Raw genomic sequence first — 14,257 nt, 5'->3', positions numbered from 1 at the left:
GGTGGAGCCGGCCCGGTGGCCGCTCGGGTGTTTCCTTTGCTGCCTGCACCTCCTTACCGTATCGGCATGGCAGCCACCACCCACACCGTGACCAATCAGGTTCCACCGCTGGTCGGCCATGACGTCTTCGCCGCCGACCGGGCCCTGTCCGAGGCCGTCGCACGGCATGTCCCGCCCGGGGTCCTGCCCGTGGCGCTGGAGGAGCTCGGCGAGCTCGGCCGGGCCGCGGGCTCCGCCCAGGTCCAGGAGTGGGGTGCGCGGGCGAACACGCATCCGCCCGTACTGCGCACCCATGACCGTTATGGGCATCGGATCGACGAAGTGGAGTTCCATCCGTCCTGGCACCGGCTGCTGGGCCATGCGGTGTCGGCCGGGCTGACGGACGCCTGGGGGCGTCCGGCCGGTCATGTCCGGCGCGCGGCGGGGTTCCTGGTCTGGACGCAGGCCGAGGCGGGGCACGGCTGTCCGCTGTCGATGACGCATGCCGCGGTGCCCGCGCTGCGGACCGATCCGGCGCTGGCCGCCGAGTGGGAGCCGCTGCTGACCTCACACACGTACGTGGAGGGGCTGCGGCCCCCGCTGGAGAAGACCGGGGTGCTCCTCGGGATGGGCATGACCGAGAAGCAGGGCGGCACGGACGTGCGGTCCAACACCACGCGGGCGGTGCCGTCGGCCGACGGGGGCGCATATCTGCTCACCGGTCACAAGTGGTTCTGCTCGGCGCCGATGTCGGACGGCTTCCTCGTGCTGGCTCAGGCGCCGGGCGGGCTGAGCTGCTTCCTGGTGCCGAGGGTGCTCCCGGACGGCACGCGCAACGTGTTCGCGATCCAGCGGCTGAAGGACAAGCTGGGCAACCGGTCCAACGCGTCCGCCGAGGTCGAGTTCGACGGGACCTGGGCCCGCCGGGTCGGCGAGGAGGGGCGCGGGGTGCGCACCATCATCGAGATGGTGGCGGCCACCCGGCTGGACTGCGTGGTGGGTTCGGCGGCGCTGATGCGGCAGGCGGTGGCCCAGGCGGTCCATCACAGCGCGTACCGCCGTGCGTTCGGCGGTCTCCTGATCGACAAGCCCCTGATGCGCAACGTGCTGGCGGACCTGGCGCTGGAGTCGGAGGCGGCGACGGTGCTGGCGATGCGGCTGGCCTCCGCGTACGACACGGACACGGCCGAGGAGCGGGCCTTCCTGCGGCTCGCGGTGCCCGCCGCGAAGTACTGGGTCACCAAACGCTGCTCCGCCGTGGTGGGCGAGGCGCTGGAGTGCCTGGGCGGCAACGGGTACGTGGAGGAGTCGGGGATGCCCCGGCTGCTGCGCGAGGCGCCGCTCAACTCGATCTGGGAGGGCTCGGGCAATGTGCAGGCGCTGGACGTGCTGCGGGCGTTGCAGCGGGAGCCGGGGGCTCTGGACGCGTTCCTGCGCGAGGTCGGCCTCGCGCGCGGGGCGGATCACCGGCTGGACGCGGCGATCAGGGGCCTGCTGACGGAGCTGGCCGACCTGGAGGGCATCGAGGCGCGGGCGCGTCGCGTGGTGGAGCGGATCGCGCTGGTGCCCCAGGGTTCGCTGCTGGTGCGCTGGGCCCCGCCGGAGGTGTCCGACGCGTTCTGCGCCTCGCGGCTCGGCGGGGACTGGGGCTCGGCGTTCGGGACGCTGCCGCACAGTCTGGACCTGGCGTCGGTGGTGACACGGGCCCGGCCGGACGGCGCCTAGCGAAGGAGGGCGGGGCAGCGACGGAGGGTGGTGCTGCGCCGACACGGCACCACCCTCCACGCTTCTGCACCACCGGGCGGCCGGGACAGACCCGGCGCACAGTGTTCTGCCACTCTGGTACGGAGCCGCGGGACCTCGCCAGAGTTGCAAAGGGTTGCAACCATTGTGTGGACTGATCGGCGGTCCGGCCAGGTGACCGGCAGGATGGGCCGGGCGGGGAAGCGTTCGGGGGGAACGGGGACCATGACGGAGACAGGTTCTGCGGGAGTGGTGCGGGTGACGGGCCAGGGGGCGGGCCGCCAGGCGACCCGGTCGCTCCACCGGGCGCGGGAGGCGCGGCTGGCGGGGACCCGGTCCGAGGTCGCGCCCCGGGCGGAGATCGACGCCTCCTGGGACCGGGTGGTGCGCAGCGGCATCGACCCCGGACAGTCGCCGGAGAGCGAGCTGCTGCGGGCGGACGAGATCGAGCACCGACGCCACAGCACGGCGCTCGGCGAGCTGATGCCGTTACTGCGGTCGGGGCTGGCCTCGATAGCGGATGCCGCGCAGCAGATCCTGGTGGTGACCGACACCGAGGGCCGGGTGCTGTGGCGGCAGGGCAATACGGGGGTGCTGCGCCGGGCCCACGCCATCTGCCTGGAGGAAGGGGCGGACTGGGCCGAGAAGGCGACCGGAACGAACGCGATCGGGACGGCGCTGGCCGCCCGGGTCCCCGTCCAGGTCCACTCGGCCGAGCACTTCATCCGGGCCCTGCACGGCTGGACCTGTGCGGCGGCCCCGGTCCGGGATCCGCGCGACGGCCGGCTGATCGGGATCGTGGACATCAGCGGTCCGGCGTCCACGTTCCACCCGGCGACGCTGGCCCTGGTCGACTCGGTGGCCCGGCTCGCCGAGGGTGAGATCCGCACCCGTCATCTGGCGGAGATCGAGCGGCTGCGCGCGGTGGCCGCGCCGATCCTGTGCCGGATCGGCGGGCGGGCGCTGGCGGTGGACGTGCACGGGCGGCTGGCGGCGGTGACCGGGATGGCTCCTGTGGACCGGCTGCCGCTGCCGAAGGCGCTGGGGCCGGGTCCGGTGTGGCTGCCCTCGCTCGGGATGTGCCGGGTCGAGCCGCTGCCGGGCGGCTGGCTGGTGCAGGTGGACGACGGCGGCACGGAGGGGGCACCGCGACGGGTGGTGCTGGACCTGAGCCGGCCCCGGGCGCTCGCCGTGCATGTGACCGGGCCGCTGGGGAGCCGCACGCAGCGGCTCTCGCCGCGTCACGCGGAGCTGCTGTACGCCCTGGCGGTGCACCGGCAGGGGCGGTCGGCCTCGGAGCTGGCGGGGGACATCTTCGGGGACGGGACCCGGACGGTGACGGTCCGGGCCGAGGTCTCCCGGCTGCGGCGTCAGCTGGCGGAGGTCCTGGCCCACCGCCCGTACCGCTTCGGGGACGGGGTGGAGGTGGAAGTGATCCACCCGGAGGACCGCGCGGATCTGCTGCCGCACTCCAGGGCGCCCGTGGTGGCGGAGGCCCGCGGGGCGGCTCCGACCGCCTGAGAGGGGCGGCCCCGGGGGGCGCGACCTTCCCGGGCGGGGGCCGCCGCGCGGGGGCGGGTGGCGGCATGGTTCTCTGGCCGTCATGAGCGATACCCCGCAGCCCGCAGCCCCGACCACCGAGGTGACCGTCTGGTCGCTGGAGCAGACCTCACCCGACGATCTCCGGTCCGCCGCCGTACCGGAGGGCGATCTGCGTATCGTCCGGTCCGAGGTGGTGCTGCCGGAGTTCAGCCGGTTCCTCTACTCCGCCGTGGGCGGCGACATCCACTGGACCGACCGGCTGGGCATGACGTACGCCCAGTGGCAGGAGGCCCTGGAGCGGCCGGGGGCGGAGACCTGGGTGGCGTACGAGAACGGGACGCCGGCCGGGTACGTCGAGCTGAATCCGCACGACGACGGCGTGGTCGAGATCATGTACTTCGGGCTGATCCCGGCGTTCCGGGGGCGGCGGATCGGCGGTCATCTCCTCAGTCACGGGGTGGCGCGCGCCTGGGACCTGGCGGAGCGCTGGCCGGAGCGGCCGGCGACGAAGCGGGTGTGGCTGCACACCTGCTCGAAGGACGGCCCGCACGCGATGGACAACTATCTCCGGCGCGGCTTCCGTCTCTGCGACACGAAGACCGAGGTGGAGCCGGACGTGGCGACGCCCGGTCCGTGGCCCGGGGCGTACGCCTCCTGATCACCCGTAGCCAATTGGCGGCGTCGAGGGCGGTGGAGCGGTCGCTCCACCGCCCTCGACGCTGCCAGGTGGGCGTTTTGTCACCAATGCCAGTGCCGTGATCCGTGATCAGCGCCACATCGTCCCACCTATCGAGACTCAGCCGTCCACATAGCGGATAGTGGTGGACTGCCCCGAGATGCGCGTGACACGCTTCCGTCATGTCTGGAACTGGAATTGCCTTGGTGAGTCGACGCCACGTCGACCTCTGCCGCATGTCCAGCGCCATCTGTCCGGCGAGCTGAGAGTCCCAGCACCGCCGCACCCTCTTCCCTCTGAACCGCCCCGCGCACCGCCGCGCCTCAGCGCGAGTGTGCCGCTCAGAGCCGCCCTCCCGCAGTCCCGAAGGACGTATTGTCATGGCCGCTACCCCGGAACAGCCTGCGACCACCACGCCCCGCCGCAAGGCCGGACGCCACCGTGGCGAGGGTCAGTGGGCCGTGGGCCACCACACCCCCCTGAACGGGAACGAGCAGTTCAAGAAGGACGACGACGGTCTCAACGTACGGACACGTATTGAGACGATCTACTCCAAGCGCGGCTTCGACTCCATCGACCCGAACGACCTGCGCGGACGCATGCGCTGGTGGGGGCTGTACACCCAGCGCAAGCCCGGCATCGACGGCGGCAAGACGGCCGTGCTGGAGCCGGAGGAGCTGGACGACGAGTACTTCATGCTGCGGGTCCGCATCGACGGCGGCCGGCTGACCACGCAGCAGCTGCGGGTGATCGGGGAGATCTCCCAGGAGTTCGCGCGCGGCACCGCCGACCTCACCGACCGGCAGAACGTGCAGTACCACTGGATCCGCATCGAGGACGTACCGGAGATCTGGCGGCGGCTCGAAGAGGTGGGCCTGTCCACCACCGAGGCCTGCGGTGACACCCCCCGCGTGATCCTCGGCTCCCCGGTCGCGGGCATCGCCGAGAACGAGATCATCGACGGCACGCCGGCGATCGACGAGATCCAGCGCCGGTTCATCGGCAACCCCGACTTCTCCAACCTGCCCCGCAAGTTCAAGTCGGCGGTCTCGGGCTCCCCGCAGCTGGACGTGGCGCACGAGATCAACGACATCGCCTTCGTCGGCGTGAACCACCCGGAGCACGGCCCCGGCTTCGACCTCTGGGTCGGCGGCGGCCTCTCCACCAACCCCAAGCTCGGGGTGCGGCTCGGCGCCTGGGTGCCGCTGGACGAGGTGCCCGACGTGTACGGCGGGGTCATCTCGATCTTCCGCGACTACGGCTACCGGCGGCTGCGCACCCGCGCCCGCCTGAAGTTCCTGGTCGCGGACTGGGGCCCGGAGAAGTTCCGCCGGATCCTTCAGGACGAGTACCTGAAGCGCGAGCTGATCGACGGCCCCGCGCCCGAGCAGCCCACCCAGACCTGGCGCGACCACCTCGGAGTGCACCGGCAGAAGGACGGCCGTTTCTACGTCGGCTTCGCCGCGCGGGTCGGCCGGGTCGACGGCTCCACGCTCACCAAGATCGCCGAGCTGGCCGACGCCCACGGCTCCGGCCGGGTGCGGACCACCGCCGAGCAGAAGATGATCGTGCTCGACGTGGCCGAGGAGCAGGTGGAATCCCTGGTCTCCGGCCTGGAGGCGCTCGACCTCAAGGTCACCCCGTCCCCGTTCCGGCGCGGCACGATGGCCTGCACCGGCATCGAGTTCTGCAAGCTGGCGATCGTCGAGACGAAGGCCCGCGGGGCCGCCCTCATCGACGAACTGGAGCGCCGCATCCCGGAGTTCGACCACCCGATCACCATCAACATCAACGGCTGCCCGAACGCCTGCGCCCGTATCCAGGTCGCGGACATCGGCCTCAAGGGTCAGTTGATGCTGGACGAGAGCGGCAACCAGGTCGAGGGCTACCAGGTGCACCTCGGCGGGGCGCTCGGCCTGGAGGCCGGGTTCGGTCGCAAGGTCCGTGGCCTGAAGGTCACTTCGGCCGAACTGCCCGACTACGTCGAGCGGGTGCTCGGCCGCTTCCAGGAGGAGCGCGAGGACGGCGAGCGCTTCGCGACCTGGGCGGCCCGGGCCAGTGCGGAGTCGCTGTCATGAGCGAGCGAGCCGCGCCGTTCTACTGCCCGTACTGCGGCGACGAGGACCTGCGTCCCAACGAGACCGGTCACGGCGCCTGGGAATGTGCTTCCTGCAACCGTGCGTTCCAGCTGAAGTTCCTGGGTCTGCTGACCCGGGGCGTTCAGCGCAACGACGGTGAAGGGGACGGAATATGACGGACACTCTGCTGAGCGGCGAGCTGACGGACAGCGAGCTTCAGGAGCTGGCCGAGCGGGCCGGACGGGAGCTGGAGGACGCCTCCGCCACCGAGATCCTGAAGTGGGCGACCGACACCTTCGGGCCGCGCTTCTGCGTCACCTCCTCGATGGAGGACGCCGTGGTCGCGCATCTCGCGGCGCGGGTGATGCCGGGCGTGGACGTGGTCTTCCTGGACACCGGCTACCACTTCCCGGAGACCATCGGGACCCGGGACGCGGTGGACGCGGTGATGGACGTCAACGTCATCACGATCACCCCCCGGCGGACCGTGGCCGAACAGGACGCCGAGCACGGCGAGAAGCTGCACGACCGCGACCCCGACCTGTGCTGCGCGCTGCGCAAGGTGAAGCCGTTGGAGGACGGCCTGACCGCCTACGCCGCGTGGGCGACGGGCCTGCGCCGCGACGAGTCCCCGACCCGGGCGAACACCCCGGTCGTCGGCTGGGACGCCAAGCGCCGCAAGGTGAAGGTCTCCCCCATCGCCCGCTGGACCCAGGACGACGTGGACGCCTACGTCGCCGAGCACGGGGTGCTCACCAACCCGCTGCTGATGGACGGCTACGCCTCCGTCGGCTGCGCGCCCTGCACCCGCCGGGTGCTGGAGGGCGAGGACGCACGGGCCGGCCGCTGGGCCGGACGGGGCAAGACCGAATGCGGGCTGCACGGCTGATGACGACTGATCAGGAGACTTCGATGAGCGTGACGGAGACGGGAGCCACGATCTGGCTGACCGGTCTGCCGAGCGCGGGCAAGACCACCATCGCGTACGAGCTGGCGGGCCGGCTGCGGACCGGGGGACACCGGGTGGAGGTGCTCGACGGCGACGAGATCCGCGAGTTCCTCTCCGCGGGCCTCGGCTTCTCCCGCGAGGACCGGCACACCAACGTGGCCCGGATCGGCTTCGTCGCCGAACTGCTCGCCGCCAACGGCGTGAAGGTGCTGGTCCCCGTCATCGCCCCGTTCGCCGACAGCCGCGAGGCCGTCCGCAAGCGGCACGCCACCGAGTCCACCACCTATCTGGAGGTGCACGTCGCGACCCCCGTCGAGGTGTGCTCCGTACGCGATGTGAAGGGGCTGTACGCCAAGCAGGCGGCCGGCGAGATCAGCGGTCTCACCGGGGTCGACGACCCCTACGAGGCGCCCGAATCGCCCGACCTGCGGATCGAGTCGCACCAGCAGACCGTGCAGGAGTCCGCAGCGGCGCTCCACGCGCTGCTCACCGAGAGGGGCCTGGCGTGAGCACCGTCGCCACCGTGCCGGAAGGCACCGTCAACCCGTACGCGCTCAGCCACCTGGACTCCCTGGAGTCGGAGGCGGTCCACATCTTCCGTGAGGTGGCGGGCGAGTTCGAGCGGCCGGTGATCCTGTTCTCCGGCGGCAAGGACTCCATCGTGATGCTGCACCTGGCGCTCAAGGCGTTCGCGCCCGCGCCGGTGCCGTTCACCCTGCTGCACGTGGACACCGGACACAACTTCCCCGAGGTCCTGGAGTACCGCGACCGCACGGTGAAGAAACACGGGCTGCGGCTGCACGTCGCCTCCGTGCAGGAGTACATCGACGCCGGGAAGCTCCGCGAGCGCCCCGACGGCACCCGCAACCCGCTCCAGACGGTCCCGCTGACCGAGGCGATCCAGCAGCACCGCTTCGACGCGGTGTTCGGCGGCGGGCGGCGCGACGAGGAGAAGGCGCGCGCCAAGGAGCGGGTCTTCTCGCTGCGCGACGAGTTCTCGCAGTGGGACCCGCGCCGCCAGCGGCCCGAACTGTGGCAGCTGTACAACGGCCGGCACGCCCCGGGCGAACACGTGCGGGTCTTCCCGATCTCCAACTGGACCGAGCTGGACGTCTGGCAGTACATCGAGCGGGAGGGGATCGAGCTCCCGGAGATCTACTTCGCCCATGAGCGCGAGGTCTTCGACCGCAACGGCATGTGGCTGACCGCCGGGCACTGGGGCGGTCCCAAGGAGCACGAGTCCACCGAGACCCGACTGGTCCGCTACCGCACGGTCGGCGACATGTCCTGCACCGGTGCCGTCGACTCCGACGCCACCACGCTGGAGGGCGTGATCACCGAGATCGCCGCCTCCCGGCTCACCGAACGGGGCGCGACCCGTGCCGACGACAAGATGTCCGAGGCCGCGATGGAAGACCGCAAGCGCGAGGGGTATTTCTAAGATGACCACGACCACCGAGCAGCTCGCCGACGTGTCGGCCACCACCCTGCTGCGGTTCGCCACCGCCGGGTCGGTCGACGACGGCAAGTCCACCCTCGTGGGACGCCTGCTGCACGACTCCAAGTCGATCCTCACGGACCAGCTGGAGGCCGTCGAGCAGGCGTCGCTGAGCCGCGGCCAGAACGCTCCGGACCTGGCGCTGCTGACCGACGGGCTGCGGGCCGAGCGCGAGCAGGGCATCACCATCGACGTTGCCTACCGCTACTTCGCCACCGCCCGCCGCCGGTTCATCCTCGCCGACACCCCGGGCCATGTGCAGTACACCCGCAACATGGTGACCGGGGCCTCCACGGCGGAGCTGGCCGTGGTCCTGGTCGACGCCCGCAACGGGGTCGTCGAGCAGACCCGCCGGCACGCCGCCGTCGCCGCGCTGCTGCGCGTCCCGCACGTGGTGCTGGCCGTCAACAAGATGGACCTGGTCGACTACGCGGAGCCCGTGTTCGCCGCGATAGCCGAGGAGTTCACCGCGTACGCCGCGTCGCTCGGCGTCCCGGAGATCACCGCGATCCCGATCTCGGCACTGGCCGGGGACAACGTGGTGGAGCCGTCCGCGCACATGGACTGGTACGGCGGGCCGACCGTCCTGGAGCACCTGGAGACGGTGCCGGTCAGCCACGACCTCACCGCCTGCCACGCGCGCTTCCCCGTGCAGTACGTGATCCGCCCGCAGAGCGCCGAGCACCGCGACTACCGGGGCTACGCCGGTCAGATCGCGGCCGGGGTGTTCCGGGTCGGCGAGGCCGTCTCCGTACTCCCCTCGGGGCGCACCACCACGATCACGGGCATCGACGCGCTCGGGGAGAGCGTCGACATCGCCTGGGCCCCGCAGTCGGTGACGCTCCGGCTGGCCGACGACATCGACATCTCGCGCGGTGACCTGATCGCCCCGGCCGACGACTCCCCCGCCGTCACGCAGGACGTAGAGGCGACCGTCTGCCACGTCGCCGACCAGCCGCTCTCGGTGGGCCAGCGGGTGCTGATCAAGCACACCACCCGCACGGTCAAGGCGATCGTCAAGGACATCCCCTCCCGGCTCACCCTGGACGACCTCTCCCAGCACCCGGCCCCCGGGCAGCTGGTCGCCAACGACATCGGCCGGGTCGTCGTGCGCACCGCCGAGCCGCTCGCGCTCGACGCCTACGCGGACTCCCGGCGCACCGGTTCGTTCCTCCTGATCGACCCGGCGGACGGTACGACGCTGAGCGCCGGCATGGCGGGCGCCTCGTTCGCCGCGGTCGCCGAGGCCGCCACCCCGGCCGCCGACGACGACGCCGAGTGGGACTTCTGATGGCCACCGACTTCTTCTCCTCCTTCGCGAAGGAGGGCGGCCGGGTGGGCAGCGGCGCCCTCGGCAGCGGCCAGGGCGGGGTCGGGCGATGTGCGTGATGACGTACGCGCACCGCTCGCGCGCCCTGAACCCCCCGCACCCGTACCGCCGAAGACCTGCCGACCTCCCGGCCACGCCCGCCTGACCAGACAGCGGGACGTGAGCGCCGGGCCAACGAGAGGAAAGCCTCCCGTGCCTGCCCCCCGTTCCACCGTTCGCCGCTCCATCGCCGCCGTCGCGGCGCTGCCGCTGCTCGCCCTGGCGGCCACCGCCTGCGGCTACGGCTCCGAGGCCAAGGACGACGACGCCAAGAAGGCGAACGTCTCCGCCGGAGGGAAGAAGCTCTCCACGGACACCGTGAAGATCGGGTACTTCCCGAACCTCACGCACGCCACCGCCCTGGTCGGTATCCAGGAAGGCACCATCCAGAAGGAACTGGGCGGCACCAAGGTCGAGTCCACGACCTTCAACGCGGGCCCCTCCGAGATCGAGGCGCTGAACGCCGGGTCCATCGACATCGGGTTCATCGGCCCCTCCCCGTCCATCAACGGCTTCAGCAAGTCCCAGGGCAAGGGGCTGCGGATCATCTCCGGTTCGGCCTCCGGCGGGGTGAAGCTGGTCGTCAACCCGGACAAGATCAAGACCCTGGACGACCTCAAGGGCAAGAAGATCGCCACCCCGCAGCTCGGCAACACCCAGGACGTGGCCTTCCTCAACTGGATCTCCGAGAAGGGCTGGAAGGTCGACGCCCAGAGCGGCAAGGGCGACGTCTCCGTCGTCCGCTCGGACAACAAGGTGACACCCGACGCCTACAAGTCCGGTGATCTGGACGGCGCCTGGGTGCCCGAGCCGACCGCGTCCAAGCTGGTGTCCGAGGGCGCGAAGGTGCTCCTCGACGAGAAGGACCTGTGGCCGGACAAGAAGTTCGTGATCACGAACATCATCGTGTCGCAGAAGTTCCTCGACGAGCACCCGGACGTGGTCGAGGCGGTGCTGAAGGGTTCGGTCGCCACCAACAAGTGGATCAACGCCAACCCCGATGAGGCGAAGGCGTCCGCCAACAAGGCGCTGGAGAGCCTGAGCGGCAAGCCGCTGCCCCAGGAGATCCTCGACTCGGCGTGGGAGTCCATCGAGATCACCGACGACCCGCTGGCCGAGACGCTGAAGACGCAGGCCGGGTACTCGGTGAAGTCCGGTCTGCTCAAGGAGCCGAACCTCCAGGGCATCTACGACCTGGGCCCGCTCAACAAGATCCTCAAGGCCGAGGGCAGGCCCGAGGTCGCCGACGCCGGTCTCGGCGTCAAGTAACCCCGCCCATCCGTACCAGGACGTAAGGATCCCCAGGAGGTGACGACCATGGCGACCACCACCCTCACCAAGGCCGAGGACCGTACGACGGTCGAGCACGCGGCCCGTCTCGCGCACGTCTCGAAGTCCTTCGCCGGACCCACCGGTCAGCAGCTCGTCCTGGACGACATCACGCTCGATGTCGCTCCGGGCGAGTTCGTCACCCTCCTGGGTGCCTCCGGGTGCGGAAAGTCGACGCTGCTCAATCTGGTGGCCGGACTCGACCGCCCGTCCAAGGGGTCCATCGAGACCCCCGGCGGGCGGCCGGCCCTGATGTTCCAGGAGCACGCCCTCTTCCCGTGGCTGACCGCGGGCAAGAACATCGAACTGGCCCTGCGGCTTCGCGGGGTGCCCAAGACCGAGCGCCGCACCGAGGCGGAGCGGCTGCTCGAACTCGTCCGTCTCAGCGGGGCGTACGGCAAGCGGGTGCACGAGCTGTCCGGTGGCATGCGGCAGCGCGTCGCGATGGCCCGCGCCCTCGCCCAGGACAGTCAGCTGCTGCTGATGGACGAGCCGTTCGCGGCGCTCGACGCCATCACCCGCGATGTGCTGCATGACGAGCTGACCCGGATCTGGCGGGAGACGAACGCCTCGGTCCTCTTCGTCACGCACAACGTGCGCGAGGCCGTACGGCTCGCGCAGCGCGTCGTGCTGCTGTCGTCCCGGCCGGGCCGGATCGCCCGGGAGTGGACGGTCGACATCGAGCAGCCGCGCCGTATCGAGGACACCGCCGTGGCGGAGCTGTCCGTCGAGATCACCGAAGAACTGCGTGGGGAGATCCGCCGACATGGCCAGCACTGACATCACCTCCGACCGGAAGCGGCCGGACGGGGCGGCCGGACCGGTCGGCGCGAAGCCCGACGATCTGGCGGGCCTGGAGGCCGGGCTCGACGCACTGGACGCCGTGCAGATCAACCGCACCCCGGTGCGGGAGGTCCTGCTGCACAAGGTGCTGCCGCCGGTCGTGGCGGTGGTGCTGGTCCTGGTGGTCTGGGAGCTTCTGGTCCGCGCCGAGGTCACGGAGGTCTACAAGCTGCCGCCGCCGTCCGCCGTGTGGGACAGCGCACAGGAGATGTGGCTGGCGGGCACGCTGCTGGAGGTCGTCTGGACCAGCGTCTCGCGCGGCCTGCTCGGCTTCCTGCTCGCGGTCGCCATCGGTACGCCGCTGGGGCTGCTGGTCGCCCGGGTGAAGCTGATCCGGGCCGCGATCGGCCCGATCCTGTCCGGGCTCCAGTCGCTGCCCTCGGTGGCCTGGGTGGCCCCGGCGGTGATCTGGCTCGGGCTGAACGACCAGATGATGTTCGCGGTGATCCTGCTGGGCGCGGTGCCCTCGATCGCCAACGGGCTGGTCTCCGGCGTCGACCAGGTGCCGCCGCTGTTCCTCCGGGCGGGGCGCACGCTGGGCGCGACCGGGCTGCGCGGGACCTGGCACATCGTGCTCCCGGCGGCGCTGCCCGGCTATCTGGCGGGCCTCAAGCAGGGCTGGGCGTTCTCCTGGCGCTCGCTGATGGCCGCCGAGATCATCGCCTCCTCCCCCGAACTGGGTCTGGGGCTCGGGCAGTTGCTGGAGAACGGCCGCAGCAACTTCGACATGCCCGGGATCTTCCTCTCGATCCTGCTCATCCTGTTCGTCGGCATCGCGATCGACCTGCTCATCTTCAGTCCGCTGGAGCGGTGGGTACTGCGCAGCCGCGGTCTCCTCGTCAAGAACTGAGCTCTCCCATGACGCACCCCACGCTCCTCGTCATCGCCCACGGCAGCCGCGACCCGCGGCACGCCGCGACCGTGCACGCGCTCACCGAGCGGGTCCGGGCCGAGCGGCCGGGACTGCGTGTGGAGACCGCGTACCTGGAGTTCAACGCCCCTTCCGTGCCCAGGGTGCTGGAGCGCCTGGCCGCGGAGGGGGCGGACGAGGTCGTCGCCCTTCCGCTGCTGCTCACCCGGGCGTTCCACGCCAAGACCGACATCCCGTCGGTGCTGCGCGAGGCCCGTGCCCGGCTGCCCCGGCTGAGCATCCGGCAGGCCGACGTGCTCGGCCCGTCCCCGCTGCTGAACGCGACACTCGGGCGGCGGCTGCGGGAGGCCGGGATCCGTCCCGGCGACATCCCCCGGACCGGGCTCGTCCTGGCCTCGGCGGGATCCACAGACCCGGAGGCGATCGCAGTGATCGCTGAAATCGCGCGGGAGCTGCGGCACACCGGTTGGTGCGCCGTGCGGCCTGCGTTCGCCTCCGCATCCCTTCCCGGCACCGAGGAAGCCGTACGGGCGCTGCGCGCCGACGGCGTGCGCCGGGTGGCGGTGGCCCCCTACGTCATCGCGCCCGGCCGGCTCCCCGACCGCATCGCGGCCGGGGCCGAGGCGGCCGGCGCGGACGTGCTCGCCGATGTGCTGGGCCCCGCACCGGAGTTGGCGCGGCTGCTGCTGAACCGGTACGACGAGGCGCGGGTGACGGTGGGGGCGTCGCTGTCGGCGTGAGGTCCCCGGCGGCTCAGTCGTAGGACAGGCCGCCGGACCGGGCTCGCTTGAGCTCGAAGAAGCCCTGGTGGTTCGCCAGGACCCGGAAGCTGTCGAAGAGTTCGGCGGCATCCGCGCCGCGCGGGATCGCGTTCAGGACCGGGCCGAACCACACCGTGCCGTCGACGTGGATCGTCGGCGTGCCCACGTACGCGCCCTGCTCCCGGTCCTTGCCCGCATCGTGGCCGCGGGCCACCTCCTCGTCGTACGCCGTCGAGTGCGCGGCTTCCGCCAGCTCGGGCGGCAGACCCAGTTCCGCGAGGGAGGCGGCGACGACGGCGTCGAAGTCGTCCTCCTTGTGCTGGTGGATGCGGGTGCCGAACGCGGTGTAGAGGTCCCTCATGATGCCGTCGCCGTGGGCGGCGGCCGCGGCGACGGCCACCCGGACCGGGCCGATCGACTTGTCGACGAGCTCGCGGTACCAGTCGGGCAGGTCGTTGCCCTCGTTGTGCAGGTAGAGGCTCATGGGGCGGAAGCGCAGGTCGATGTCCCGGTGCCGCTCCACCTCCAGCATCCAGCGGGAGGCGATCCAGGCGAACGGGCAGGCCGGGTCGAAGAAGAAGTCGACGGCGGCACGGGCGGCGGGCGCGGGGGTGGAGTG

At 71.4% G+C, this 14,257-nt stretch carries 15 protein-coding genes; 14 read left to right on the top strand and 1 reads right to left on the bottom strand.

From position 1 onward, the window contains the following. Positions 1 to 66 precede the first annotated feature (66 nt). The 14 genes from HET64_RS02225 (at position 67) to HET64_RS02165 (ending at position 13,617) form a co-directional block, all read left to right on the top strand. Positions 67 to 1,704: an acyl-CoA dehydrogenase family protein gene (locus HET64_RS02225; protein WP_215101631.1), complete on the top strand. Its 1,638-nt coding sequence runs from the start codon at positions 67 to 69 to the stop codon at positions 1,702 to 1,704. Between the two features lie 243 nt (positions 1,705 to 1,947). Beyond that, positions 1,948 to 3,243, top strand: a complete 1,296-nt coding sequence (locus HET64_RS02220) for a GAF domain-containing protein (protein ID WP_215101629.1) — start codon at positions 1,948 to 1,950, stop codon at positions 3,241 to 3,243. Positions 3,244 to 3,325: 82 nt separating this feature from the next. Beyond that, positions 3,326 to 3,922 carry a GNAT family N-acetyltransferase gene (locus HET64_RS02215; protein ID WP_215101627.1) on the top strand — a complete coding sequence of 199 codons (597 nt, stop codon included), beginning with the start codon at positions 3,326 to 3,328 and terminating at the stop codon, positions 3,920 to 3,922. A 200-nt stretch (positions 3,923 to 4,122) separates the two neighbouring features. Next, entirely contained in the window at positions 4,123 to 4,206 is an 84-nt protein-coding gene (locus HET64_RS39970; protein WP_316944184.1) for a putative leader peptide, read from the top strand. Between the two features lie 114 nt (positions 4,207 to 4,320). Next, a complete protein-coding gene (locus tag HET64_RS02210) occupies positions 4,321 to 6,018 on the top strand; it encodes a nitrite/sulfite reductase (RefSeq protein ID WP_215101625.1) in 1,698 nt (565 codons plus the stop codon). After that, entirely contained in the window at positions 6,015 to 6,194 is a 180-nt protein-coding gene (locus HET64_RS02205) for a hypothetical protein (RefSeq protein WP_018514610.1), read from the top strand. Before HET64_RS02210 ends, HET64_RS02205 begins: the two co-directional genes overlap by 4 nt. Further along, a complete protein-coding gene (locus HET64_RS02200; protein WP_215101623.1) occupies positions 6,191 to 6,907 on the top strand; it encodes a phosphoadenylyl-sulfate reductase in 717 nt (238 codons plus the stop codon). The genes HET64_RS02205 and HET64_RS02200 overlap by 4 nt, the downstream gene beginning before the upstream one ends. A gap of 23 nt (positions 6,908 to 6,930) precedes the next feature. After that, complete coding sequence (gene cysC / locus HET64_RS02195; RefSeq protein ID WP_251144655.1) at positions 6,931 to 7,476, top strand: adenylyl-sulfate kinase; 546 nt, start codon at positions 6,931 to 6,933, stop codon at positions 7,474 to 7,476. After that, positions 7,473 to 8,408, top strand: a complete 936-nt coding sequence (gene cysD / locus HET64_RS02190) for a sulfate adenylyltransferase subunit CysD (protein ID WP_215101619.1) — start codon at positions 7,473 to 7,475, stop codon at positions 8,406 to 8,408. Before cysC ends, cysD begins: the two co-directional genes overlap by 4 nt. 1 nt (position 8,409) lies before the next feature. Next, on the top strand, positions 8,410 to 9,756 hold the full coding sequence (locus tag HET64_RS02185) for a sulfate adenylyltransferase subunit 1 (RefSeq protein WP_215101617.1): 1,347 nt from the start codon (positions 8,410 to 8,412) through the stop codon (positions 9,754 to 9,756). A 231-nt stretch (positions 9,757 to 9,987) separates the two neighbouring features. Further along, on the top strand, positions 9,988 to 11,103 hold the full coding sequence (locus tag HET64_RS02180; protein WP_215101615.1) for an aliphatic sulfonate ABC transporter substrate-binding protein: 1,116 nt from the start codon (positions 9,988 to 9,990) through the stop codon (positions 11,101 to 11,103). Between the two features lie 48 nt (positions 11,104 to 11,151). After that, the gene (locus tag HET64_RS02175; protein ID WP_215101613.1) at positions 11,152 to 11,943 is read left to right on the top strand and encodes an ABC transporter ATP-binding protein; all 792 of its coding nucleotides are present in this window, start codon (positions 11,152 to 11,154) and stop codon (positions 11,941 to 11,943) included. Then, entirely contained in the window at positions 11,930 to 12,856 is a 927-nt protein-coding gene (locus HET64_RS02170) for an ABC transporter permease (protein ID WP_215101611.1), read from the top strand. Before HET64_RS02175 ends, HET64_RS02170 begins: the two co-directional genes overlap by 14 nt. Before the next feature lie 8 nt (positions 12,857 to 12,864). Beyond that, positions 12,865 to 13,617 (top strand): sirohydrochlorin chelatase, encoded by a 753-nt coding sequence (locus tag HET64_RS02165; RefSeq protein WP_215101609.1) that lies wholly within the window; start codon positions 12,865 to 12,867, stop codon positions 13,615 to 13,617. Positions 13,618 to 13,630: 13 nt separating this feature from the next. Here HET64_RS02165 and HET64_RS02160 read toward each other — a convergent pair. Beyond that, a partial coding sequence (locus HET64_RS02160; protein WP_251144654.1) for a DsbA family protein occupies positions 13,631 to 14,257 on the bottom strand: 627 nt, incomplete at its 5' end.

This window comes from Streptomyces sp. McG3 (assembly GCF_018619185.1).
GTDB lineage: Bacteria > Actinomycetota > Actinomycetes > Streptomycetales > Streptomycetaceae > Streptomyces.
Note: the sequence above shows the minus strand (reverse complement) of the source record. Positions and strands in the feature narration are given on the sequence as shown.